Annotated in this window: 21 protein-coding genes; 12 read left to right on the forward strand and 9 right to left on the reverse strand. The window is 66.1% G+C overall.

Annotated features, from left to right (window positions below; genetic code table 11):
• The first annotated feature begins 17 nt into the window (after window positions 1-17).
• The 7 genes from glgX to VL129_RS15460 all read left to right on the forward strand — a co-directional run bounded on the left by glgX (window position 18) and on the right by VL129_RS15460 (window position 7,902).
• The gene (gene glgX / locus VL129_RS15430) at window positions 18-2,156 is read left to right on the forward strand and encodes a glycogen debranching protein GlgX (protein WP_325414239.1); all 2,139 of its coding nucleotides are present in this window, start codon (window positions 18-20) and stop codon (window positions 2,154-2,156) included.
• 133 nt (window positions 2,157-2,289) lie between these two features.
• The gene (locus VL129_RS15435; RefSeq protein ID WP_325414241.1) at window positions 2,290-2,703 is read left to right on the forward strand and encodes a CBS domain-containing protein; all 414 of its coding nucleotides are present in this window, start codon (window positions 2,290-2,292) and stop codon (window positions 2,701-2,703) included.
• Window positions 2,704-2,730: 27 nt separating this feature from the next.
• Entirely contained in the window at window positions 2,731-4,050 is a 1,320-nt protein-coding gene (locus tag VL129_RS15440) for a zinc-dependent alcohol dehydrogenase (RefSeq protein WP_325414243.1), read from the forward strand.
• A gap of 3 nt (window positions 4,051-4,053) precedes the next feature.
• The gene (locus tag VL129_RS15445) at window positions 4,054-4,968 is read left to right on the forward strand and encodes a DUF72 domain-containing protein (RefSeq protein ID WP_325414245.1); all 915 of its coding nucleotides are present in this window, start codon (window positions 4,054-4,056) and stop codon (window positions 4,966-4,968) included.
• Window positions 4,965-5,741 carry an endonuclease/exonuclease/phosphatase family protein gene (locus VL129_RS15450; protein ID WP_325414247.1) on the forward strand — a complete coding sequence of 259 codons (777 nt, stop codon included), beginning with the start codon at window positions 4,965-4,967 and terminating at the stop codon, window positions 5,739-5,741. Before VL129_RS15445 ends, VL129_RS15450 begins: the two co-directional genes overlap by 4 nt.
• The gene (gene clsB, locus VL129_RS15455; protein WP_325414249.1) at window positions 5,738-6,946 is read left to right on the forward strand and encodes a cardiolipin synthase ClsB; all 1,209 of its coding nucleotides are present in this window, start codon (window positions 5,738-5,740) and stop codon (window positions 6,944-6,946) included. The genes VL129_RS15450 and clsB overlap by 4 nt, the downstream gene beginning before the upstream one ends.
• Complete coding sequence (locus VL129_RS15460; protein WP_325414438.1) at window positions 6,943-7,902, forward strand: lysylphosphatidylglycerol synthase domain-containing protein; 960 nt, start codon at window positions 6,943-6,945, stop codon at window positions 7,900-7,902. Before clsB ends, VL129_RS15460 begins: the two co-directional genes overlap by 4 nt.
• Window positions 7,903-7,915: 13 nt before the next feature.
• On the opposite strand, the gene glgB is transcribed toward VL129_RS15460, so the two are convergent.
• From glgB to VL129_RS15475, 3 genes are read right to left on the reverse strand one after another with little or no spacing between them, the layout of a single operon-like run.
• Entirely contained in the window at window positions 7,916-10,120 is a 2,205-nt protein-coding gene (gene glgB / locus VL129_RS15465) for a 1,4-alpha-glucan branching protein GlgB (protein WP_325414251.1), read from the reverse strand.
• A complete protein-coding gene (treS, locus tag VL129_RS15470; protein WP_325414253.1) occupies window positions 10,117-13,425 on the reverse strand; it encodes a maltose alpha-D-glucosyltransferase in 3,309 nt (1,102 codons plus the stop codon). The genes glgB and treS overlap by 4 nt, the downstream gene beginning before the upstream one ends.
• 13 nt (window positions 13,426-13,438) lie before the next feature.
• The gene (locus VL129_RS15475; RefSeq protein ID WP_325414255.1) at window positions 13,439-15,448 is read right to left on the reverse strand and encodes an alpha-1,4-glucan--maltose-1-phosphate maltosyltransferase; all 2,010 of its coding nucleotides are present in this window, start codon (window positions 15,446-15,448) and stop codon (window positions 13,439-13,441) included.
• A 133-nt stretch (window positions 15,449-15,581) separates the two neighbouring features.
• Here VL129_RS15475 and zapE point away from each other — a divergent pair, with 133 nt between their 5' ends.
• Complete coding sequence (gene zapE, locus VL129_RS15480) at window positions 15,582-16,700, forward strand: cell division protein ZapE (RefSeq protein WP_325414257.1); 1,119 nt, start codon at window positions 15,582-15,584, stop codon at window positions 16,698-16,700.
• An 8-nt stretch (window positions 16,701-16,708) separates the two neighbouring features.
• Here the strand turns inward: zapE and VL129_RS15485 are convergent, their stop codons facing one another.
• Window positions 16,709-17,230: a hypothetical protein gene (locus tag VL129_RS15485; RefSeq protein WP_325414259.1), complete on the reverse strand. Its 522-nt coding sequence runs from the start codon at window positions 17,228-17,230 to the stop codon at window positions 16,709-16,711.
• A gap of 10 nt (window positions 17,231-17,240) precedes the next feature.
• Complete coding sequence (locus tag VL129_RS15490; RefSeq protein ID WP_325414261.1) at window positions 17,241-17,645, reverse strand: DUF1924 domain-containing protein; 405 nt, start codon at window positions 17,643-17,645, stop codon at window positions 17,241-17,243.
• A 140-nt stretch (window positions 17,646-17,785) separates the two neighbouring features.
• Between VL129_RS15490 and VL129_RS15495 the strand changes: the two genes are divergently transcribed.
• Window positions 17,786-19,288: a 2Fe-2S iron-sulfur cluster-binding protein gene (locus VL129_RS15495; RefSeq protein ID WP_325414263.1), complete on the forward strand. Its 1,503-nt coding sequence runs from the start codon at window positions 17,786-17,788 to the stop codon at window positions 19,286-19,288.
• 22 nt (window positions 19,289-19,310) lie between these two features.
• On the opposite strand, the gene VL129_RS15500 is transcribed toward VL129_RS15495, so the two are convergent.
• Entirely contained in the window at window positions 19,311-19,799 is a 489-nt protein-coding gene (locus VL129_RS15500) for a VOC family protein (protein ID WP_325414265.1), read from the reverse strand.
• Window positions 19,800-19,938: 139 nt separating this feature from the next.
• On the opposite strand from VL129_RS15500, the gene VL129_RS15505 reads away from it, so the two are divergent.
• Window positions 19,939-20,352 (forward strand): antitoxin Xre-like helix-turn-helix domain-containing protein, encoded by a 414-nt coding sequence (locus VL129_RS15505; RefSeq protein WP_325414266.1) that lies wholly within the window; start codon window positions 19,939-19,941, stop codon window positions 20,350-20,352.
• Window positions 20,346-21,038, forward strand: coding sequence for an RES family NAD+ phosphorylase (locus tag VL129_RS15510; protein WP_325414268.1), 693 nt, complete (start codon window positions 20,346-20,348; stop codon window positions 21,036-21,038). Before VL129_RS15505 ends, VL129_RS15510 begins: the two co-directional genes overlap by 7 nt.
• A gap of 33 nt (window positions 21,039-21,071) precedes the next feature.
• Here VL129_RS15510 and VL129_RS15515 read toward each other — a convergent pair whose 3' ends face one another.
• Window positions 21,072-22,073 carry a PIN domain-containing protein gene (locus VL129_RS15515; protein ID WP_325414270.1) on the reverse strand — a complete coding sequence of 334 codons (1,002 nt, stop codon included), beginning with the start codon at window positions 22,071-22,073 and terminating at the stop codon, window positions 21,072-21,074.
• Window positions 22,074-22,246: 173 nt separating this feature from the next.
• Here VL129_RS15515 and VL129_RS15520 point away from each other — a divergent pair, with 173 nt between their 5' ends.
• A complete protein-coding gene (locus VL129_RS15520; protein WP_325414271.1) occupies window positions 22,247-23,002 on the forward strand; it encodes a class I SAM-dependent methyltransferase in 756 nt (251 codons plus the stop codon).
• Between the two features lie 9 nt (window positions 23,003-23,011).
• On the opposite strand, the gene VL129_RS15525 is transcribed toward VL129_RS15520, so the two are convergent.
• Window positions 23,012-23,419, reverse strand: a complete 408-nt coding sequence (locus VL129_RS15525) for a GFA family protein (protein WP_027590318.1) — start codon at window positions 23,417-23,419, stop codon at window positions 23,012-23,014.
• Complete coding sequence (locus VL129_RS15530; protein WP_325414272.1) at window positions 23,412-24,272, reverse strand: glucose 1-dehydrogenase; 861 nt, start codon at window positions 24,270-24,272, stop codon at window positions 23,412-23,414. The genes VL129_RS15525 and VL129_RS15530 overlap by 8 nt, the downstream gene beginning before the upstream one ends.
• Window positions 24,273-24,403: the final 131 nt, after the last annotated feature.

Raw genomic sequence — 24,403 nt, forward strand, 5'->3', positions numbered from 1 at the left:
GCCAAGGAGGGTTCACCATGAGCAGCCGCAGGCCGCGCCAACATTCCCGGGTCACCGAGGGCAATCCGTTTCCCCTCGGTGCCACCTGGGACGGACTGGGCGTCAATTTCGCCCTGTTTTCCGCCCATGCCACCAAGGTGGAGCTGTGCCTGTTCGATGACGCCGGACGGCGCGAGATCGAGCGCATCGAGCTGCCCGAATACACCAACGAGATCTGGCACGGCTACCTGCCCGACGCCCACCCGGGGCAGATCTACGGCTACCGGGTGCACGGCCCCTACGAGCCGGAGGCCGGCCATCGCTTCAACCCCAACAAGCTGCTGATCGATCCCTACGCCAAGCAACTGGTGGGGCGGCTGCAATGGTCGGAGTCGCTGTTCGGGTACACCATCGGCTCGCCGGATGGCGATCTCAGCTTCGACACGCGCGACAGTGCGCCCTTCGTGCCCAAATGCAAGATTCTCGACCCGGCCTTCACCTGGGGCGAGCAGCAGGTGGTGCGGGTGCCCTGGGACAGCACCATCATCTACGAAGCTCACCTGCGCGGCCTGAGCATGCGCCACCCGGCAGTGCCGGAGGACCGCCGAGGCACCTTCGCCGGCCTGACGAACCCGGAGCTGCTGCGCCATATCCGCTCGCTCGGCATCACCAGCCTGGAGCTGTTGCCGGTGCACGCCTTCGTCAACGACCAGCACCTGCTGGACAAGGATCTGAACAACTACTGGGGCTACAACAGCATCGCCTTCTTCGCGCCGCACCCTGCCTACCTGGCCAGCGGCAAGGTCAACGAATTCAAGGAAATGGTCGCCCGCCTGCACGACGCCGGCCTGGAGCTGATCCTCGACGTGGTCTACAACCACACCGCCGAGGGCAACGAGCTGGGCCCGACGCTGAGCATGCGCGGCATCGACAACGCCACCTATTACCGGCTGATCCCCGACAACCGGCGCTTCTATATCAACGACTCCGGCACTGGCAACACGCTCGATCTCAGCCACCCCTGCGTGCTGCAGATGGTCACCGACTCGCTGCGCTACTGGGCCACGGAAATGCGCGTGGATGGCTTCCGCTTCGACCTGGCGACCATCCTCGGCCGCCATCCTCACGGCTTCGACGAGCGCCACGGTTTCCTGGTGGCCTGCCGCCAGGACCCGACGCTGAGCAAGGTCAAGCTGATCGCCGAGCCCTGGGACTGCGGCCCCGGCGGCTATCAGGTCGGCGGTTTCCCGCCGGGCTGGGTGGAGTGGAACGACAAGTTCCGCGATTGCGTGCGGGCATTCTGGCGTGGCGACGACGGCATGCTGGCCGAGCTGGCCTGTCGGTTGACCGCCTCCGGCGACCTGTTCGACCAGCGCGGTCGTCGCGCCTATGCCTCGGTCAACTTCGTCACCGCCCACGACGGCTTCACGTTGCGTGACCTGGTCAGTTACGACCACAAGCACAACGAAGCCAATGACGAGGGCAACCGCGACGGCACGGACAACAACTTCTCCTGGAACCATGGCTGGGAAGGCCCCACGGATGACCCGGAGATTCGCGCCCTGCGCATGCGCCAGATGCGCAACATGCTGGCCACCCTCTTCCTCTCCCAGGGCACGCCGATGCTGGTGGCCGGCGACGAGTTCGGCCGCACCCAGCAGGGCAACAACAACGTCTACTGCCAGGACAACGAGCTGTCCTGGATCGACTGGGAACTGGACGAGGAAGGCCAGCAACTGCTGACCTTCACCCGCCGGCTGATCGCCCTGCGGCGCAGCTATCCGATCCTGCGCCGCGGACGTTTCCTGGTCGGCAACTACAACGAGGCTCTGGGGGTCAAGGACGTGGCCTGGCTGGTGCCGGACGGCAGCGAGATGGATCAGGATAACTGGCACGACGTGAACGGTCGCTGCATGGGCATGCTGCTGGACGGCCGCGCACAGCCCACCGGTATCCGCCGCAAGGGCGCCGACGTGACCCTGCTGGTGATCGTCAACGCCCATGGCGACGCGGTGAATTTCCTGTTGCCCGAGGTGGCCCAGGGCGCCGGCTGGAACTGCCTGCTGGACACCAATCGGCCGGAGCTGCGTGGCGGCGAATCGCATGCCTTCCACAGTGAATTCCTGGTGACCGGCCGCTCGCTGCTGCTGCTGGAACTGCAGCGTGGATCCGCATGAACGGTTCTGCGGCGATCACTGGACAGGCGGGCCCTGATGTTCTGAACCGTCCTCAATCCCTCCAGTCGGACTCATAAGGGGCGGACGGAAAGGTCCGCCAGGTGCGGCTCCAGCAACCCGGAGGACAATCGCCATGAAGATTTCCGAAGTCATGACCCGTGATGTTCAGACCATTCTCCCCGAGCAGAGCATCCAGGAAGCGGCCAGCCTGATGCAGCGCATCGATTGCGGTGCCCTGCTGGTCCATGAAGGCGACCGTCTGGTCGGCATGCTCACCGACCGCGACATCGCCATTCGCGCCGTCGCCCAGGGCCTGACGCCCGACACCCCGGTACGCCAGGTGATGAGCAGCGGCATCCGCTACTGCTTCGAGGATGAGGATGTCCAGCATGTCGCCCAGAACATGGCCGATATCCAGGTGCGCCGGCTGCCGGTGCTCAATCGCGAGAAGCGCCTGATCGGCGTGGTGTCGCTCGGCAATATCGCCAGCATCCACAGTCAGCGCGCCAGCGACACCGTGCTGCGCGGCGTCGCCAAGGCGCACTGAGCGCCCTGCCGGGCCGGGAGACTGACCATGAAGGCCGTGGTATTCCATGACGTGGGCGACATTCGCCTGGACGAGGTACCGGAACCGACGCTGCAGGCAGCCACCGATGCCATTGTGCGGATCACGGCGTCGGCGATCTGCGGCACCGACCTGCACATGGTCCGGGGCACCATGGCGGGCATGCAGCCGGGCACCATTCTCGGCCACGAAGGTGTGGGGATCGTCGAGGCCCTGGGCGATGACGTGCGCAACCTGCAGGTCGGTGACCGGGTAGTGATCGGTTCGACCATCGCCTGCGGCAACTGTGTGTATTGCCGCGCTGGCTACTACTCCCAGTGCGATGTGGCCAACCCCAACGGTCCGCAGGCCGGCACCGCCTTCTTCGGAGGGCCGAAGAGCACCGGTCCGTTCCATGGCATGCAGGCCGAAAAGGTGCGCGTGCCCTTCGCCAACGTGGGGCTGGTGAAACTGCCCAGCAGTATCAGCGACGACCAGGCGATCCTGCTGTCCGACATCTTCCCCACCGGCTACTTCGGCGCCGAACTGGCAGAGATCAAGCCGGGTGACACCGTGGCGGTGTTCGGCTGCGGCCCGGTCGGCCAGTTCGCCATTGCCAGTGCCCTGCTGCTGGGCGCCGGGCAGGTCTTTGCCATCGATCACCTGGAAGACCGTTTGCGCATGGCCCGCCAGCAGGGTGCTGAAGTGATCAACTTCGACAAGGAGGACGCGGTCGCCACCCTGCGCCGACTGACGGCGGGCATCGGTGTCGATCGCGCCATCGATGCCGTGGGGGTGGATGCCGAGCAGCCCCATCAGGCGGCGCTGCACGAAGATACCGGCCATTTCCGGGATGAAGTCGCCAGTGTGGCGCCGCACACGCATCCCGACGGTGAGAACTGGCATCCCGGCAACGCGCCCAGCCAGGCGCTGCAGTGGGCCGTGGAAGGCCTGGCCAAGGCCGGGACCCTGTCCATCATCGGTGTGTATCCGGAGCAGGCGCGCAGCTTCCCCATCGGCATGGCGATGATGAAGAACCTCACCATCAAGATGGGCAACTGCCCGCACCGGCGCTACATCCCGAAACTCATCGAGCTGGTGGTGTCGGGAGCGATCGATCCTGCGCAAATCCTCACCCAGATCAAACCCATGAGCGACGCCATCGCCGCCTTCGAGGCGTTCGACCGGCGAGAAAGCGGCTGGGTGAAGGTGGAACTGCATCCCCAGCGCCAGCATGGACGCACCGGTGATGAGGAACAGGTACACGGTGAGGAGCTGCTGGATGACGCCATCGAGGACTCCTTCCCGGCCAGCGATCCCCCGGCGATGACGGCGCCCAAGCGCTCCTGATCGATGAGCGAGATCCGCATCGGTATATCCGGCTGGCGCTACGCGCCCTGGCGGGGCGACTTCTATCCCGAGGGGCTGGCACAGAAGCACGAGCTGCATTACGCCTCGCGCACGGTGGGCAGCATCGAGATCAACGGTTCCTTCTATGCCCTGCAGACCCCCGAGCGCTACGCCGGCTGGTACGCCGACACGCCCGACGGCTTCGTGTTCAGCGTCAAGGCGCCGCGCTTCATCACCCACGTGCGGCGCCTGCGCGAAGTGGAAACCCCGGTGGCCAACTTCTTCGCCTCCGGGGTGTTGCGCCTGGAGGACAAGCTGGGGCCGGTGCTCTGGCAGTTCCCGCCGAGCTTTCGCTTCGATGCCGAGCAGTTCGCGCATTTCCTCGACCTGCTGCCGCAGGATGCCGAGGCCGCGCGCACCTGCGCCCGGCAATGCGACAGCACGCTGCGCCGCAAGGGTTCGCTGGAGTTTACCCGTGAGGGACCGCTGCGCCATGCGGTGGAAATCCGCAACCGAAGCTTCGTGGAGCCGGCGTTCGTCGAGCTGCTCAGTCGCTACCGGGTCGCCCTGGTGGTGGCCGACACCGCCGGCAAATGGCCCTACCAGGAGGACCTGACCAGCGATTTCGTCTACCTGCGCCTGCATGGCGATCAGGAACTCTACGCCAGCGGCTACGGCCCCGAGGCGCTGGATCGCTGGGCGGAGCGCATCCGGTTGTGGACCCGCGGCGAGCAGCCGGCGGACGCCCGCCTGATCGACGCCGAGCGTCGGGTGGAGCGCAAGCCGCGGGATGTGTACTGCTATTTCGACAATGATGTAAAAGTGCGCGCCCCCTACGATGCGCGCGGTCTGCTGGAGCGGCTGGGGCTGGCGGATCGCCTGGAGTACAGGCCGGGGCGCCTGGAGGGCTGGGCATGAATCCCGAGTCGCTGCGCCACAGTCAGCGGCCGGCGGTGCATCGACTGCGGCTGCTGACGGTGAACACCCACAAGGGTTTCACGGTGTTCAACCGGCGCTTCATCCTGCCGGAGCTGCGCGACGCGGTGCGCATCCTGTCCACCGAGCTGGTGTTTCTGCAGGAGGTGCATGGCACCCACCATCGTCATGCGCTGCGCTGGAAGGATTGGCCGCCGACGCCACAGTACGAGTTCCTCGCCGACAGCATGTGGCCGGAGTTCGCCTACGGGCGCAACGCGGTCTACCCGGACGGCGACCATGGCAACGCCCTGCTCTCCAAGTTTCCGATCCTGGCGTTCCACAACCACGACGTATCCATCGGCGATCACGAGGTGCGCGGCCTGCTGCATGCCGAGCTGGACGTGCCCGGCGAGCGCGAGGTGCATGCCATCTGCGTGCACCTGGGGTTGCGCGAGAGTCATCGCCGCCGTCAGCTGCGCCTGCTGTGCGGCCTGCTCGCCGAACTGCCCGACGATGCGGCGGTGATCGTCGCGGGGGATTTCAATGACTGGCGCCGTACCGCCGATCCGCTGCTGGCCGAGTCCGGCCTGCATGAGGTGTTCACGCGCCGTTACGGCGCACCGGCGAAGAGCTTTCCGGCGCGCTGGCCGCTGCTGCCGCTGGACCGGGTCTACCTGCGCAACGCCAGCGGGCATGACGCGAGAGTGCTCACCCGTCGCCCCTGGTCGCACCTGTCCGACCATGCCCCGCTGGCGGTGGAGGTGCATCTATGAACGCGGCCTGGCTTGAGCAGAACCAGGTGGAGCTGCTGATCAACGGCGAGGACTACTTTCCACGGGTGTTCGAGGCGATCCGCGCGGCGCGTCACGAGGTGCTGCTGGAAACCTTCATCATCTTCGAGGACCCGGTCGGCCAGGCGCTGCAACAGGCGCTGGTCGAGGCGGCCGAGCGTGGCGTGCGCATCGAAGTGACCGCCGACGGCTACGGCACCGCCGATTTGAGCCGGGCCTACATCGAAGCCCTGACCCGCGTCGGCGTACGGGTGCACCTGTTCGACCCTCGCCCGAAGATGTTCGGCATGCGCACCAATCTGTTCCGTCGGCTGCACCGCAAGATCGTGGTGGTCGATGGCGAGGTCGCCTATGTGGGCGGCATCAACTTCTGCCTGGACCACCTGCAGGAATTCGGTCCCATGGCCAAGCAGGATTACGCCGTCGAGGTGCGCGGTCCGGTGGTCGCCGACATTCATCGCGCCGCCGTGGAGCTGCTGGCCCAGTGCGGTGTGGATGCCCCGGGCGCCGGGCTGCGTCCGCACCCCGGCAGCCGGGGACGCAGTGCCATGCTGCTGGCGATCCGCGACAACGATGCCCACCAGGACGACATCGAGGACCAGTACATGGCAGCGATCCGCAACGCCCGCGAGCGGCTGCTGGTAGCCAACGCCTACTTCTTCCCGGGCTACCGGCTGCTGCGCGAGCTGCGCAATGCCGCCCAGCGCGGTGTGCAGGTCATCCTGATCCTGCAGGGGCAGCCGGACATGCGCTGGGTGTGGGTGCTGGGGCGCCTGCTCTATGACTACCTGTTGCGCGACGGAGTACGCATCTACGAGTACTGCGAGAAGCCGCTGCACGGCAAGGTGGCGCTGGCCGACCGGGAATGGAGCACGGTGGGCTCCAGCAATCTCGATCCGCTGAGCCTGTCCCTGAACCTGGAGGCCAACCTGTTCATCCGCGATCCAACCTTCAACCAGCGGTTGTTCGCACACCTCAGCGAGCTGGCTGAAACCCGCTGCAAGCCGGTCACCCGCCAGGTGCTGCGGCGTGGCTACTGGTGGCGCGCGCCGCTGATGTTCCTGGGCTTCCACGCCGCCCGGCATTTTCCCGCGGTGCTGGGCTGGTTCCCGGCCCACCGTCCCAAGCTGGCCACCGTCGCCGCTGAATCGCCGGATACGGTTGCGTGCGGGTCCGGCAAGTCATGAACGGCGAGACGGCACGCGGCGTGCCGCGCGGCCGGCGCCTGTTGCGGCGGTTGGTTACCCTGGCGCTGGTCAGCCTGCTGGCCGTGCTGCTGTTCAATCTGATCCGCCATGTGGACTGGCGCGAGGTCTGGCAGGCGTTGCGCGGCTTCAGCCTGGCGACGCTGGCCCTCGGCGCGGCGCTGGTGCTGGTCAGCCATCTGCTGTTCAGCGCCTTCGATCTGCTCGGGCGTGCCTACACCGGGCACCAGTTGCCCACGCGGCAGGTGCTGCGGGTGGCGTTCGTCTGCTACGCCTTCAACCTGAACCTCGGCTCCTGGGTCGGCAGCGTGGCCATGCGTTACCGGCTGTATTCCCGGCTGGGCCTGGATCTTTCCACCATCACGCGGATCCTCAGTACCAGCATCATTACCAACTGGCTGGGTTACATACTGATGGCCGGACTGGTGTTCACCTTGGGCCTATTGGAGCTACCGGAACACTGGCGCCTCGGCAGTGAGGGGTTACGTATTGTCGGCGTACTGCTGTTGCTGGCCGGCGCCGCCTATCTGCTGGCCTGTCGCTTCGCCACCCATCGCACCTGGCACTGGCGCGCCCATCGCATCACCCTGCCCTCGCTGCGTTTCGCCCTGTTGCAGGCCGGGATGGGCGCCCTGAACTGGTGTCTGATGGCGCTGCTCATCACCCTGTTGCTGCCCGAGCGCGCGGGTTTCGCCACGGTGCTGGGCATCCTGCTGATCAGCGCCATCGCCGGCGTGGTCACCCACATCCCCGCCGGCCTGGGGGTACTGGAGGCCATCTTCCTCGCCATGCTGCAGCACCAGATGCCGGCCAGCGCCCTGCTGGCTGCGCTGATCGGCTACCGGGCGCTGTACTTCCTGCTGCCCCTGCTGGTGGCCTGCGCGCTCTATCTGCTGCTGGAGCGCCGGGCGGGCGCACGATTCCAGGCATCGCGCTGACGCCGAAACGGCGCTAGTTCTCAGCCGGCTTGAGAACCAGGCTGCCCAGCGGCGGCAGGTCGAGGATCAGCGAATGGGCTTCGCCATGGCTGGCCTGCTCCTCGCTCTGCAGTTCGCCCTGGCTGCCGGCGCCAGAGCCGGCGTACAGCTCGTCGTCGCTGTTGAGCAGCACTGTCCAGCGGCCGGGCAGCGGCACGCCGATGCGGTAGGCGTTGCGCGGCACCGGGGTGAAGTTGTGCACCACCAGCAGGGTTGCGCCGTCGCGGTCATGGCGCAGCCAGGCGTACACGCTGTTGCTGTGATCGTCGCCGATCACCCAGCGAAACCCAGCGCTGTTGCCGTCCAGGCGGTGCAGCGCCGGTTCTTCCCGGTGCAGCTGGTTGAGGGTGCGCACCAGGCTCTGCACGCCGACGTGGTCGCCGTAGCGCAGCAGATACCAGTCCAGTTCCTGGTCGTGGTCCCATTCGCGCCACTGGCCGAACTCGCAGCCCATGAACAGCAGCTTCTTGCCCGGATGGGTCCACATGAAGCTGTAGAACAGTCGCAGGTTGGCGAACTGCTGCCAGCGGTCGCCGGGCATCTTGTCCAGCAGCGAGCGCTTGCCGTGCACCACCTCGTCGTGGGAGATGGGCAGGATGAACTGCTCGGAGAAGGCGTAGAGCAGCCCGAAGGTCAGCTCGTCGTGGTGATGGCCGCGATGGACCGGGTCCTCGGCGATATAGCCCAAGCTGTCGTGCATCCAGCCCATGTTCCACTTGTAGGCGAAGCCCAGCCCGCCTTCACGGGTCGGTCGGCTGACCCCCGGCCAGGCGGTGGATTCCTCGGCGATCACCAGCGCGCCGGGCACCTCCAGGTTCACCACGTCGTTGAGGTGGCAGAGAAAGTCGATGGCCTCCAGGTTCTCGCGGCCACCGTGGCGGTTGGGAATCCACTCGCCGGCTTCGCGCGAATAGTCCCGGTAGAGCATCGAGGCCACGGCGTCCACGCGCAGCCCGTCGATATGGAAGGTGCGCAGCCAGTGCAGCGCCGAGGCGAGCATGAAGCCGTGCACCTCGGTGCGCCCGAGGTTGTAGATGTAGGTGTCCCAGTCGCGGTGGAAGCCCTCGAACGGGTGGGCGTACTCGTACAGCGCGGTGCCGTCGAAGCGCCCCAGCCCATGGGGGTCGGTGGGGAAATGTGCCGGTACCCAGTCGAGGATCACCCCCAGTCCGGCGCGGTGGCAGGCGTCCACGAAGGCGGCGAAGTCCGCCGGGCTGCCGTGGCGGGCGGTGGGGGCAAACAGGCCCAGCGGCTGGTAGCCCCAGGAGCCGCCGAACGGATGCTCCATGATCGGCAGCAGCTCGATGTGGGTGAAGCCCAGGTCCAGCACATAGGGAATCAGCTGTTCGCTGAGTTCCGCCCAGCTCAGTTGCCGTCCGTCCCGCTCGCCATGGCGGCGCCAGGAGCCGACGTGCACTTCATAGATGGCCAGCGGCTGGTCATGGGCCTGGCGCTGCGGGCGCTGTTCCAGCCAGTCGGCATCGCCCCAGGGGAAATCCAGCGGCGCGGCGACCACCGAGCCGGTGGCCGGCGGCGATTCGCTGGTGCGCGCCAGCGGGTCGGCCTTGAGCGGCAGCAGGCCCTCCTGGCCGAGGATCTCGTACTTGTAGACCTCCCCCACGCCGAGGCGGGGAATGAACAGCTCCCAGACTCCGGCCGGATGTCGCAGGCGCATCGGGTGGCGGCGGCCGTCCCAGGCATTGAAGTTGCCGACCACCGATACCCGCCGCGCGTTGGGCGCCCAGACGGCGAAACGCACGCCGTCGACATCCTGATGGCGGGCCAGCTGGGCGCCGAACACCTCGCCGAGCTGGCGGTGATTGCCTTCGCTGAACAGGTAGATGTCCAGATCGCCGAGCAGCGGGCCGAAGCCGTAGGGGTCCTCGGTTTCCTGCACGCTCTCCGGCCAGTGGATGCGGTAGCGGTAGTCGCAGGGCGGCTCGATGCGCAGGCAGAACAGCCCCGGGTGAGGCTGGGTCATCTCGCCCAGCAGCTCACCAGCGGGTGCGGTCAGCAGCTCGACACGCTGCGCGCCGGGTAGCCAGGCGCGGATGAGGGCGCCCTCGCCGTCGCGATGCGGGCCCAGGAAGGCAAACGGATTGCCGTGCTCGCCCTGCTCCAGGGCCTCGATGGCGGCACGTTCGGTGGCTCGCTGAGCGGCGGGGGCCAGGTCGTTCATGGGTGCGGTTTCTCCAGCAGCGGGCTGCACAGATCGACCAATCCGTGCAGCGGGACTTCCAGCCAGTCTGGCCGGTAACGCGCCTCATAGCGAAGTTCGTAGGCAGCTTTTTCGATGCTGAACAAGGTCAGCGCTGCCTCTTCGCCGCCCTCTTCCTTCCAGGCGTGCGCCAGGTCGGCGGCCGCCCGGCGATAGGCGGCCAGGAACGCCGTGCGCGACTGTTGCAGGTAGCTGCCGGCGATGGCGCGGCGGGCCCTGGCGGCTTCCTCGGAACTGTCGCTGCCCTGGGCGTTGCGCATGGCCAGGGCGGCTGCGTAATCGAAGGAGCGCAGCACGCCGGTGACATCCTTGTAGGGGCTGTGCTTGGCGCGGCGCTCCTCCAGGCTGCGCTCCGGTTCGCCCTCGAAGTCGATCAGGTAGGCGTCGCCGCCCACCACCAGCACCTGCCCCAGGTGCAGGTCACCGTGCACGCGCATCACCAGTCCGCCGGCCACCTTCCTGGCGAGACGCCGCACCAATGCCTCCAGCGCGTCGCCCTGCCCGCTCAGCCAGGCGGCCTCGGTGCGTACCTCGGCCGGCAGCTGCGTGCGCTGGCTGTCCAACAGGCGCAGCGCCTCGCGTAACTGTTCGGCGATGTCCGCCGCCCAGGCGTTGCACAGGGCGCTGTCGGAGGCGCTGGCGCCGAATGCGGGATTGCTCGAGGGGCGCGCCAGCACCTGGTGCATTTCGCCCAGGCGCCGGCCCAGCATATGGGCGAAGGCGGACAGCTCCTCCAGCGCGCCGAACTGGTTCTCCTGGCTGGACAGGCCGCCGGCCAGCTCGTCGCGGATGGCGCGCTCCAGGTTGTTCTCCGTCCAGCTCCAGGCGTCGCCCTGGCTGTCCAGATAGCCCTGCAGCAGCATCAGGGTGTGCGGGGTGCCTTCGGCATCGATGCGCTGCACCTCGCCCAGCAGCGGAGCGATATGGGAAAAGCCCTGCTCGGTGAGGTAGCCGCCCATCTCGGCCTCCGGATGGATGCCGGGACGGATGCGGCGGATCACCTTGAGCACCATGCGATCGCCGATGAGCACCGAGCTGTTGGACTGCTCGGCACTCATCGGTTCGATGGGCTCGTCCTCGATGATCGCCAGCTCCGCCAGCTGCGCGGTGCCGTGGAAGCGCAGCCGGCTGTAACGCCAGTCCATTTCACGCTGCGTGCGCAGGGCCTGCAGCACCTCGCGGGTAAAGCCGGGCAGGCTCACGGCGTCGGTGAGCAGGCCGGCCCGCTGACGGCGGCGCAGGCGGCCCAAGGCCAGACGCTGAGCCAGGCTGGCGCCCGCTTGCGCGTCGCTGAGGAAGGCCAGCGGCAGCTGGTAGTGGGCGGGGCCGTCGTTGCCCAGCACCTCCAGTTCGCAGAGCGCATAGGACTCGCTGACCAGCGGCAGCAGATAGAGCAGATGCAGGCGGCCCCGCAGGTTGCCGCCGAACCAGCGGCGCTTGGCCAGGTAGGTCGGCAGGATGTCGTTCTCCAGCGTTTCGCGTAGCGGCGGTTCGAGCAGCTCCTGCAGGTCGCGCTTGATCACCAGGGTCATCAGCTCCGGCATGCGTTCCAGCGCTGGCTGGTGCCAGCTGGGCATCTGCGTGGCCTCGGCCAGCAGGAACCAGTAGAAGCCGTAAGGTGGCAGCGTCAGCAGGTAGGGCAGCTCGCCAATCGGCGGGAAGGCGGCGCCGCCGAGCATTTCCACCGGTACCTTGCCATCGAAGGCGGACAGCTCCAGCTCGGCGGCCTGGGCGGCGCGGGACAGGTTGGCCACGCAGAGGATGATCTCGTGCTTGCCATCGACGCCGGTGTATTCGCGCAGGTAGGCGAGGACGCGCCGGTTGCTCGGCGCCAGCATCTTCAGCTCGCCGCGTCCGAAGGCCTTCTGCTGCTTGCGCACCGCCAGCATGCGCCGCGTCCAGTTGAGCAGCGAGTGCGGGTCGCGCAGCTGGGCTTCCACGTTGACGCTCTGGTAGCCATACAGCGGGTCCATGATCGGCGGCAGCACCAGGCTGGCCGGATCGGCGCGCGAGAAGCCGCCGTTGCGGTCGCTGCTCCACTGCATGGGGGTGCGCACGCCGTCGCGGTCGCCCAGGTAGATGTTGTCGCCCATGCCGATCTCGTCGCCGTAATACAGCGTCGGCGTGCCGGGCATGGAGAACAGCAGGCTGTGCAGCAACTCGATGCGCCGGCGGTCGCGCTCCACCAGCGGCGCCAGTCGCCGGCGGATGCCCAGGTTGAGCCGGGCACGGCGGTCGGCGGCATAGACGTTCCACAGGTAGTCACGCTCGTGGTCGGTGACCATCTCCAGGGTCAGTTCATCGTGGTTGCGCAGGAAGATCGCCCACTGGCAGCTGTCGGGAATCTCCGGGGTCTGGCGCAGGATGTCGGTGATTGGGTAGCGATCCTCCTGGGCAATGGCCATGTACATGCGCGGCATCAGCGGGAAATGGAAGGCCATGTGGCATTCGTCGCCGTCGCCGAAGTACGGCCGGGTGTCCTCCGGCCACTGGTTGGCTTCGGCCAGCAGCATGCGGTCCGGGTAGTTGGCCTCGATCTCGGCGCGGATCTTCTTCAACACCTCGTGGGTTTCCGGCAGGTTCTCGTTGTTGGTGCCGTCGCGCTCGATCAGGTAGGGGATGGCGTCCAGGCGCAGGCCGTCGATGCCCAGGTCCAGCCAGAAGCGCATGATGCTCAGCACGCCGCGCAGCACCATGGGGTTGTCGAAATTCAGGTCCGGCTGGTGGGAATAGAAGCGGTGCCAGAAGTACTGCTTGGCCACCGGGTCCCAGGTCCAGTTGGAGGTTTCCGTGTCCAGGAAGATGATCCGCGTGCCCTGGTACTTCTGGTTGGTGTCCGACCACACGTAGAAGTCGCGCATGCGCGAGCCCTTGCGCGCCAGCCGGGCGCGCTGGAACCAGGGGTGCTGGTCGGAGGTGTGGTTGATGACCAGCTCGGCGATCACCCGCAGCCCCCGGCGGTGGGCTTCGTCGATGAAGCGTCGCACCGTGGCCATGTCGCCGTAGTCGGGGTGTACGGCCCGGTAGTCGGAGATGTCATAACCGTCGTCGCGGCGCGGCGAGGGAAAGAACGGCAGCAGCCAGATGGTGTTCACACCCAGGCTGGCGATGTAGTCCAGGCGTTCGAGAAGCCCCTGGAAATCGCCGATGCCATCGCCGTTGGCGTCGTGGTAGGACTTCACGTGCACCTGATAGATGACGGCGTCCTTGTACCAGAGCGGGTCGTCGATGAAGGCCGCCGGGCGCGGCCGGGGTCGTTTCGCCATGTGCCTTGCTCCCTCAGGTTCCGTGGGGGCGGATGCGCCAGATACCGAACGGCAGCACCCAGGGTTCGATGCGCATCCACTGGACCTTGCCGTGCCAGGTCCAGCGCTTGCCGTTCATCAGGTCCTCGCCGTCCAGGCTGGCCTCGTCGGGCAGGTCGAACTCCCACAGCGGCAGCTCGAAATGCGCCTCCTGAGCGTGGTACGGATCCAGGCTGATGGCCACCAGGATGAAATTGGACAGGTCTTCGCTGCGCTTGCCGAAATACAGGATGTTGTCGTTCCAGACGTTGTAGGGCGTGAAGCCCAGGTGGGTCTGCAGCGCGGGGTTGTTGCGACGGATCAGGTTGAGCCGGGCGATTTCCGCCACGATGTGGCCGGGCTGGCGATAGTTGCGCGGCTTGATCTCGTACTTTTCCGAGTGCAGGTATTCCTCCTTGCCGGGAATGGCCTCGCCCTCGCACAGCTCGAAGCCGGAGTACATGCCCCACAGCCCCGAACCCATGGTGGCCAGCGCGGCGCGGATCAGAAAGCCGGCGCGCCCGGCGCTCTGCAGGAAGAACGGGTTGATGTCCGGCGTGTTGACGAAGAAGTTCGGCCGATAGCAGTCGCGCCAGGGCGCCTCGTTCAGCTCGCTGAAATACTGGCTCAGTTCGCGCTTGGTGTTGCGCCAGGTGAAATAGGTGTAGCTCTGGCTGAAGCCCAGCTTGCCGAGGCGCGCCATCATCGCCGGACGGGTGAAGGCCTCGGAGAGGAAGATCACCTCCGGGTGATGACTGCGGATATCGGCGATCAGCCATTCCCAGAACGGCAGCGGCTTGGTGTGCGGGTTGTCGACCCGGAACAGCGTCACGCCCTGCTCCACCCAGAAGGCCACCACGTCGCGCAGCGCCTGCCAGAGCCCTGGTTGGGCGCCTTCGGCATAGAAGTCGACGTTGACGATGTCCTCGTATTTCTTGGGCGGGTTTTCCGCGTAGCGCAGGCTGCCGTCCGGGCGCCAACTGAACCACTCGGGGTGCTCGCGCAGCCAGGGGTGGTCCGGCGAGCACTGGATGGCGAAGTCCAGCGCCACCTCCAGGCCCAGGGAGCGGGCCACCGCCACCAGCTCGCGGAAGTCCTCCGGCGTGCCCAGCTCGGGATGGATGGCGTCGTGACCGCCTTCCTCGCTGCCGATGGCATAGGGGCTGCCGGGGTCGTCCGCCGCCGCCGTCAGGCTGTTGTTGCGTCCCTTGCGGTGGGTGTGGCCGATGGGGTGAATGGGCGGGAAATACACCACGTCGAAGCCCATGGCGACGATTTCCGGCAGGCGCCCGATCACGTCGCGAAAGGTGCCGTGGCGGCTGGCGTCCGTGGTCACCGAGCGCGGGAACAGCTCGTACCAGCTGGCGAACTGCGCCAGCGGGCGTTCCACCTCCAGGGGGTAGTCGAGGCTGCGCAGGCGGAAGGCGCGCTCGCCGGTATCGTCCATCACCTGGCGGGTCTGCTCGTCGAGCAGCAGCGCCACCCGGGCGTCCTGCTCCTCGGTCTGCGCCAGCAGCTCGAGCAGCTGGCGCAACTGCTCGGCCTCCTGGCCATTGGCGCGGTTGATGGCGCCGTGCAGGTGTCGACGGCCCTCCTCGATTTCCAGATCCAGCTGCAGGCCGGCGGCATGTTTCTTCTGCAGCTCGCTGCAGAAGGTGCCGTAGTCGTCCCACCAGGTCTCGATGGCGAACACCAGCCGGCCGGTCTCGCTCGGCAGCAGGCGCGCCTGCCAGTGATCGTTGCCCAGCAGCGTCATCGGCTGGCTGTGCCAGTCGGAGCGCTCTGCGTGTCGCCACAACAGCTCGGCGGCCATCAGCTCATGGCCATCGGTGAAGATCACCGCGCTGACGGTCACCGGCTGGCCGACGATGGCCTTGGCCGCGAAACGACCGCCCTCCACGACCGGTTCGACGCTCTCGATGGCGATACGCGGCAGGGTCAGGGCTTCCTGCAGGCCGACCCGGCCACTCAGGCGCCAGGATGCAGCGAAAGGCTTGTCCAGCATCGTGTCGATTCCTTGCCACCAGGGGTATGCACCGGCCTCGGCCGAGTTCTATTACCGAGCCGTGACCCGTGGGAAAGTTCAGGCTGACCGGCCGGTCGCAGTGGCCCGTATACTCGCCCCTTTCGTTTTCGGGATGCCGTTCATGTCCTCGCCGCTTGCCACCCTGTACCGCCACGCCATCGACACTCAGGGCTTCGTCGCCGACCCGGCCCAGTGGCAGGCCGTCGAACTGCTGGATGACTGCCTGCAAGCCCTGCATGCCGATGAGGCGGTCGGCGGCGTGTACCTGTGGGGGCCGGTGGGACGCGGCAAGACCTGGCTGATGGACCGCTTCCAGCAATCCCTGCAGCTGCCTTCGCGCCGCCAGCATTTCCACCACTTCATGCGCTGGGTGCACCGCCGGCTGTTCCAGCTGACCGGCACCGCCGACCCGCTGCAGGGGCTGGCAGACGAGCTGGCCGCCGAGGTGCGCGTGCTGTGCTTCGACGAGCTGTTCGTCAATGACATCGGCGACGCCATCCTGCTCGGCGGCCTGCTGCAGAAGCTGTTCGCCAACGGCGTGGTACTGGTGGTCACCTCCAACCAGCCGCCCGCGCAGCTGTACGCCGACGGCTTCAACCGCGAGCGTTTCCTGCCGGCGATTCACGCCATCGAGCGGCACCTGCAGGTGTTCGGCCTGGACGGTGGGCAGGACCATCGCCTGCATCCGGGACGCGAAGTGCAGCGTTACTGGGTGCGCCAGCCGGAGCAGGCGTCCGCCCTGCCCGGGCTGTTCGCCTCGCTGGCCGGCGGAAAGCTGGTCGAACACGCGCCGCTGGAGCTCAACGGACGAAGCCTGGAGGTCATTGCCCGAAGCGCAACCACGCTGTGGGCCAGCTTTGACGCCCTGTGCGAAGCGCCGTGGGCGTCACAGGACTACATCGCCCTTTGTGATCGCTTCACCGCCATCCTGCTCGGTGACGTACCCGTGCTGGGCGGCGAGCAGCGCGAGGGCCGCATCGCCCGGGGCACCGAGGACGCCAGCGAACAGGTGCAGGCCGGCGACCGCCAGCTCCCCGCCCTCGCCCGCAACGACAACGCGGTGCGGCGCTTCATCGCCCTGGTGGACGAGTGCTACGACCGCGGCGTGCCGCTGTATATCGAGGCGGAGGTGGACATGGCGCAGTTGTACGAGCGCGGCTACCTGGCCTTTCCGTTCCGGCGCACGCTGAGCCGTTTGCGCGAGATGCAACTGGAGCGGTTTGGGCGTTGAGCCCCTTCTTAGCGCGGAATCTTCACCCGATCGTCATCGAAGTCGCCGCGTTCGGCATCGCGGTGGCAGGCCACGCAGTTGGCGCGGCCGCCGACCGCTTCGCGGCGGAACTTGGCTTCGCTGACCTCGTCGTGCTTGTGCTCGAACCAGCGCGTCTGGCTGATGCGCGGCGGCTCGCCGGGGATGGATGAGGGTTCGACGGGCAAGCGGTTGACCGCCGAGGCGCGCACCAGGAACTCGAGGATCTGCTGTTCCAGCTCCGGCTCCAGCGTGGCGTTGCTGCCGTAGTGGTCGTCGAGGGTGGCCATCTGCTGACGCCAGGCATCGGCCGGCAGCAGGCCCGGTACGTAGAGCATGTGGCAGGCGGCGCATTCCTCTTTCCACACCAGCGGCGCATCGCTTGGCACCGCCAGGCGCTTGGGACGCTTGTAACGCCGGTCGTGGCCATCATCGTCATCGGCGAAGCTGTAGCCGACCAGCCCCAAGGTCAGTGTCAGTCCAGCGGTGGCCGCGATGCGGGCGATGTTCATGGGCGCGCTCCTACTTCAGACTGTTGATCCAGGTGATGAAATCGCCCTTTTCCTGGGCGGTGCATTCGCGGGCGAACACATCGTCGCAGTTGCGGCGGAACCACTTCTCGACCTTCTTCGGGTCGGTGAAGCGTGCCGGATTGGCCACCGGCGCCAGTGGCTTGACCGTGCGATGGGCCGGTGTCTTGCCGGTCTGCCGAGGATCGGCGGTGTGGCAGGTGGTACAGCTCATGGTCTTGCCGTTGCGTTGCTCTTCCGCGTAGTACAGCGTCTTGCCGCGTTCGGCGGAAAAGCCGGCAAAGGCCGGATCCTGCTGGCGCGCCTGGGCGGCGTAGCCCGGCAGCAGCGGGTGTTCGGTTTCCGCCAGCGCCGGCAGGCTCAGACAACAGGCAAGGGCAATCCAGTGGGCTTTCATGGTGCGCTCTCCGGGAAGGGATGCGCGCAGCCTAGGCTCGCCAGCTGAAGCGAAGCTGAACAGCGTCTGGCCGGGGCGTTCAGCTTCGCTTCAGGTGATGGGCCTACAAGGGGGCAATCCATTCGTAGAGGATCGCCGCCGTGGCTGCCTTCAATCGCTTTCGCCTGTTCCACTGGCTACTGGCCGGATTTTTCATTGCCGTCTACCTGAGCGGCGACGATGCCGAACTGCTGCATATCTGGCTGGGCTACGGGCTGCTCGTGCTGCTGGTGGCGCGCCTGCTGATCGCACCGCTGCGCCTGCGCGGCTTTCCGAAGCTGCTTCCGCCGAAGGCCGAACGCCGCAAGCCGTCCGCAGTCGGCACCTGGCTGACCTTCGGCGCCCTGGCGAGCTTCGCGCTGGCCAGTCTGATCGGCCTGGGCATGGTCGACAACGGCGACGTGCTGGCCGCCCTCCCCGGCGTGCAGCCGGATCTGTTCGGCGCCGCCAGTGACCTGAATTTCGTCGGCTGGCTCGGTGATGCCGAAGAGGTCCACGAGTTCTTCGCCAACCTGGGGCTGTGGCTGATCGGCCTGCACATCGCCTATGTCCTGCTGTTTCGCCGCAAGTCCGTGGGGCCGATGCTGCGCGGCATCAAACCGGTGCCGAGCCCCGCGCCGGCCAGCGACTTCACCCGCCTGCAGGTCGTCGCGCAGCACAGCGAGACGGCCGATGCCTGCTCGTTCGTCCTGCAGCCGCCGGCCGAGCAGCGTGCGCGCTTCGCCGCGCAGCCGGGGCAGTTCCTCACGCTTAGGGTGCCGTGCGCCGAACCGCCGCTGCTGCGCTGCTATTCGTTGTCGCACGACACTGAGCTGCGCATCACGGTCAAGCGTGTCGCCGGGGGACGGGCCGCGAACTGGTTGCTCGACCATCTGGAACCGGGCGACACGCTCGAGTCGCTGCCGCCGGCCGGGCAGTTCGTGCCGCGCAGCCTGGACGAGGATCTGCTGCTGCTCGGCGCCGGCAGCGGCATCACCCCGCTGATGGCGATCCTGCGCGCGGCCTTGGCTCGGGGCAGCGGCCGGGTGTGCCTGTTCCATGCCAACCGGGACGTCGACGCGGTGATCTTCGCCGAGGAGCTGGCGGAACTGCAGCGGGCCTATCCGCAGCGGCTGGTGCTGCACGCCTGGTTCGATGCCAGCCAGGGGCTGCCGGATGCGCGGGCCATCGCCACGCAGCTGGCCGACTGGCGCGGCGCGGACTGCTTCATCTGCGGTCCCCAGGCATTCATGGACACGGCACGCGCCGCGCTGGAGGAACTGGGCGTCGTCGACGCACGCATCCATCTGGAGCGCTTTGGCGCCGTTGCGGGCCCGAAGGCGCAAGGCGGTCATAGCAGTCGCTTGCGCGTGGAACTCGACGGCAAGCGCCACGAGCTGAAGGTCGCTAGCGGCGAGGTGCTGCTGGACGCCATGGAGCAGGCGGGCCTGCAACCGCCGAGCGCCTGCCGTTCGGGCATCTGCGCCGCCTGCAAGTGCCGGGTGGTGTCCGGTAGCGTGACCATGCGCAGCAACCAGGTGCTCAGCGAGCAGCAGGTGCGCCAGGGCTGGGCGCTGGCCTGCCAGGCCGAGCCGAGCAGCGCCGAGCTGCAGGTGGAGTACTAAGGGGGCGAGGCCGGGCGGCGCTTCAAGGTGTCGTCCGGCCTCGCGCCGCCTCGATTGCCGCGATGTCGATCTTGTGCATGCCCATCATGGCCTCGAAGGCGCGCCTGGCGGCCGCGGGATCCGGATCGGCGATCGCGGCCGTCAGGGCGCGCGGCGTGATCTGCCACGACAGTCCCCACTTGTCCTTGCACCAGCCGCAGGCGCTTTCCTGGCCGCCGTTGTTCACTATCGCGTCCCACAGGCGGTCCGTTTCGGCCTGGTCGTCGGTGGCGATCTGAAACGAGAACGCCTCGCTGTGGGTGAACGCCGGCCCGCCGTTCAGCCCCAGGCAGGGGATGCCCGCGACGGTAAACTCGACAGGCAGCACATCGCCCTGCTTGCCGGCGGGATAGTCGCCCGGAGCGTGGGTGATCGCGCCCACCGCGCTGTCCGGAAAGGTCTGCGCATAGAACGTTGCCGCTTCCAGGGCGGTGCCGTCATACCACAGGCAGATTCTGTTCTTGCTGTTCATTTCCGTTCTCCATGCCAAAGGATCGAACAATCAACTCTAGTTGCATGGGTTGACCGGCCTCCCCTCCGGTCGTTCGCTTTTGATCTATGGACGCAGTTAGTCTAAAGTTGCGCCTATGGAATCAATGATGGAGTTCAGCATGGCCACCCTCGCAACCGCACGTCCCGCCCGCGATCTCTCGAAGGATCAAGGCGTCACCGGCCTGCGGGCGGCGCTGAACATCCTGGACAAATGGCAGGCGTCCTCGGAGCAGGCCTGCCGCATCCTGCGCATCTCGCGCAGCACCTACACCCGCGCCCGGCAGCGCGACCCGGCCTGGACCGTCGGCCTGGACACCGACCAGTTGCAGCGCATCAGCATGGTGCTGAACATCCATGCCGCGTTGCGCCTGCTGTTCGACAATCCCGACAACGTCTATGGCTTCCCGGCGATGGCCAACCACAACGCGTTCTTCAACGGCCGCGCGCCCCTGGAGATCATGGCCCAGGGCGACATGATCTCCCTGTACGAAACCTACCGGCGCATCGACGCCCTGCGCGGCGCGCAATGGTGAGCCTCGCCAGCCTCGCCAGCGCCGCCGGCGAGCCGCTGCAGGCCTACCGGCTGGTCAACTCCAAGTTCCCGCCCATCCACCTGTTCGACGACGTGGCCGACGCCGAAGACTTCGACGCGCTTTTTCAGCTGCAGGCGCTGACCAATCCCCGGCTGCAGAACGAGCTTGGCCGCCTGGAGCTGATCGCTCGGGAGGAAATTCCCTTCGGCATCCCCGGCTGCTCCTACGCGACGGCGCCCTTCACCCACGTGAACCCCGAGGGCTCGCGCTTCAGCGACGGTAGCTTCGGCGTGCTCTACCTGGCCGACACCCTGACCACCGCCATCGCCGAGGTGCGCTACCACCAGGAGCGCTACTGGTCGCAGGTGCCGGGACTCAATTACGAGCGCTTCGTCTTTCGTGGCCTGACCTGTCGCTTCAACGACGCCGGCATGAAGGACGCCACCACCGTGCCGCTCTCCGACCCCCTCTACGCTTCGGACGACTACAGCCAGGCCCGCCAATTGGGGCACGCGCTGAAACGCAGCGGCTGCCCCGGCCTGCGCTACCTCTCGGTGCGTTCCCCCGGCAACCATTGCTGGGCGCTGTTGACGCCTAGGCCGGTCACCGCGATTCAGCAGACGGCACATTACGAGATGATCTGGAACCAGCGGATCGTCGGGGTGAACCGGCTGGCGGGGCTTTGAGGGGTCGTTGCTCGGCGCGTAAAGCCTCCTGACTCAAGTATCAAGCATGTCCCACTCATCCCCCAGTACCCAGCGAAGTGCGGATAGCTTCCCGTTGAGCATGCCCCACTCGAAGTCATCCCAAGGACCAACTTCCTTGTATTTGGTTCTTACTTTCTCAGCAGCAGCCAAAGCCCCGTTCCATATATGCTGATGGATTTCGTTAGGGTCTCGTTTTGCTCCTTCAGGAATTAACTTGATGATTCCCTGTTCGATCTGATACGCCCGATACATATGCCTGTTGTACCAGATCTTATCGACCAGCTCATCCATTGAATTCAAGATCTCTTGAAGTCCGCGGGTCTGATCAATCCAGCTCATATCATGTTCATAGTGAAACTCATCCAAGTCTAAAAATTCTGCTATAGCTTGGCTTGTGGAGTTGTAGAACCTGGTGTTGCCTTCGAAGATATCCGCAAAGTCAGAATGAGGCAGGCGGTGATCTTTCGCTGAAAAATCATTTACGTTGTGGGTGACGAATCGAAATGTTTCATATCGGCCGAGGTTGGCCAGCCGATACTCTTGGAATGATTCAATGATAACTGCATCGGCAATGCTGTTCTTTTGGTTTTGAAACGGGGCCTTCTTTGATAGCGCACGCTCAGCTGCTTTTATTTTCGCCTCATCGCTAACCGCAACGATTAGCGATGAGGCGAACAAATCAGTGACGCGGTGAACGATACTTTCCGTAGCCTCTGACAGAATTGGTAGTCGGTGGTTAACATCGTCCAGCGCTGCAAGTGCCTTTTCTTTTCCAGGGCCGCCGAATGACTCAATTGCGTTTTTTACGACTCTGAATTCGCTGCTCAAACGTTTGCGGGTGGCTTCAACTACGCGATCCTTATTTCTTTCATACTCGGCCCGTATCAAGTCGGGCAAAAGTATTTTAATGGATCCATTCCCCACTAGATGCTCAAGCGCTAAGAGAATCGGCAGCTCTGATTTCTTGGATGAAATATCAAGCCACACACATGTATCAAGCATTACCAGGTGCATTGAAACTCCTTTACAGAGCTGATATATCGTGCCGTCCCGTGAGCGGCATAAATTACCGGGTGCAATAATCAATACGTCACCCAGCAACAGCTTCTAATGACACGATTAGAAGGTCAATGTTACCTTCGGACTCACCGCCAGATCATCGAGCCGATTTCCCCCGGGTACGCCAGATGACTACCTCCGAATCATCGAAAAACTGGTTCACCCAAGGCGGCCAAGCCTACGCCCGCTTCCGCCCCGAATATCCCCCTGAGCTGGCCGCCTTCCTCGCCTCCATCCCCCCCAACACCCACCTCGCAGTGGATATCGGCTGCGGCAACGGCCAGCTCACCCGACAACTGGCCGAGCATTTCACCTCCGTAACCGGCCTCGACCCGAGCGCCGAGCAGATTGCCCACGCCGCCTTGCGGGAGAACCTGACCTATTGCTGCGCGCCCGCCGAATCCCTGCCCCTGCCCGACCACTGCGCGAGCCTGGTGACGGCCGCCCAGGCCGCGCACTGGTTCGACCTGCCGGCGTTCTACGCCGAAGTGCGCCGCATCGCGGTGCCCGAGGCCGTCGTGGCGTTGATCAGCTACGGCGCCCTGCATCTGGAAGGCGAGCTGGGTGCCCGCTTCGACAGGTTCTACGCGCAGGAAATTGGCTCCTACTGGCCGGAGGAACGAAAGCTGGTGGACAGCGGTTATGCCACGCTGGATTTCCCGTTCGCGCCGGTCGAATTACCCGCGCTGCAGATCCGCCTCGACTGGAACCTGGAACAGTTCCTCGGCTATCTCTCGACCTGGTCGGCGGTGCGCCGTGCCCGCGAGGCAGGAAAGGAAGACGTGTTGCAGCGCTTTGCCAGCGATATTGCGCAGCTCTGGGGCGCTGCCGAGGCGAAGTGGGAGATTTGCTGGCCCATCAATGGGCGGGTTGGGCGGGTGTAGGTATCGCCGCTACCCCTCACACCGCCCCTTCTCCTCCCGATCCCGCTCATATCGCCGACCCAGCGGAAACACCGGCAACCAGCGTTCCCGTCGGATCACCCAGCTCTCGTAGGTCGGCATCAGTTGATCGGGTGCATCCAGCGCACCGAGATGCACCTCGATCTCGTCGCCGGTGCGGGCGAACACGGAGGAACCGCAGTGGGGGCAGAAGGCCCGCCCGGCGTAGTGTCGGGTTTCGCCTGCGATGCGGACTGCGGCCTGCGGGAAGATCGCCGAGGCGCTGAACAACGCGCCGTGGTGTTTACGGCAGTCCAGGCAGTGGCACAGGCCCACCCGGTATGGTTGGCCTGTGGCCACGAGGCGGACCTTGCCGCACAAACAGCCGCCGCTGAATCGTGCAGCGTCACCCTCAGCCATTCACCACACTCCCCCCGTTCACATGAATCACCTGCCCGCAGACGTAGGAGGAATCGTCGCTGGCCAGGTAGACGAAGGCCGGCGCCACTTCGGCGGGCTGGCCAACGCGGCCCAACGGGGTATCGGTGCCGAAGGTGGCCACCTGTTCTGCCGAGAAGGTCGAGGGAATCAGCGGGGTCCAGATCGGGCCCGGCGCCACGCCGTTCACGCGGATGCCCTTCGGCGCTAGGTTGATGGCCAGCGAGCGGGTGAAGGCGGTGATCGCGCCCTTGGTGGAGGAATAGTCCAGCAGGATCGGGTTGCCCTTGTAGGCGGTGATCGAGGTGGTGTTGATGATGGTCGCCCCGCTCTTCAGGTGCGGCAGCACGGCGCGGGTCAGCTGGTACATGCCGAAGGTGTTGGTGCGGAAGGTGCGCTCCCACTGCTCCGGGCTGATGTCCTCGAGGCTTTTCTGCGGGTGCTGTTCGCCGGCGTTGTTGACCAGGATGTCGATGCGCCCCCACTGCCTGAGGGTCGCCTCGACCACGGTGCGGCAGAAGTCTTCGCCCGCCACGTCGCCGGCGAAGTCGATCACCTCACCGCCGTTCTTCCTTATTTCCTCCTTGGTGACTTCGGCGTCCTGGTACTCGCTCAGGTAGAGCAGCACGATCTTTGCGCCCTCCAGGGCGAAGTGCACCGCCACCGCCCGGCCGATGCCGCTGTCGGCGCCGCTGATGATGGCGACCCGGTCCTTGAGCTTGCCGGCCGGGCGGTAGCTGTCGGACAGGTAGACGGGCTGGGGGGTCATCTCCTCTTCGGAGCCGGGGCGCTGGTCCTGGTGCTGGGGCGGTAGGGCTTGCTTCTGGTCAGGCATTGGACGAGTCCCCTTCGGTGAGGTGTGTCTGGACACTCGACTCGGCCGGACGCACGGGGTTCGGGTTCAGGGATGCATGGCGCAGGGTGGTCGGTGCTGTTCCGGCCGCCGGGGTTTTATGTAGGGCCTAC

Source organism: Pseudomonas sp. (assembly GCF_035497915.1).
Taxonomy (GTDB): domain Bacteria; phylum Pseudomonadota; class Gammaproteobacteria; order Pseudomonadales; family Pseudomonadaceae; genus Serpens.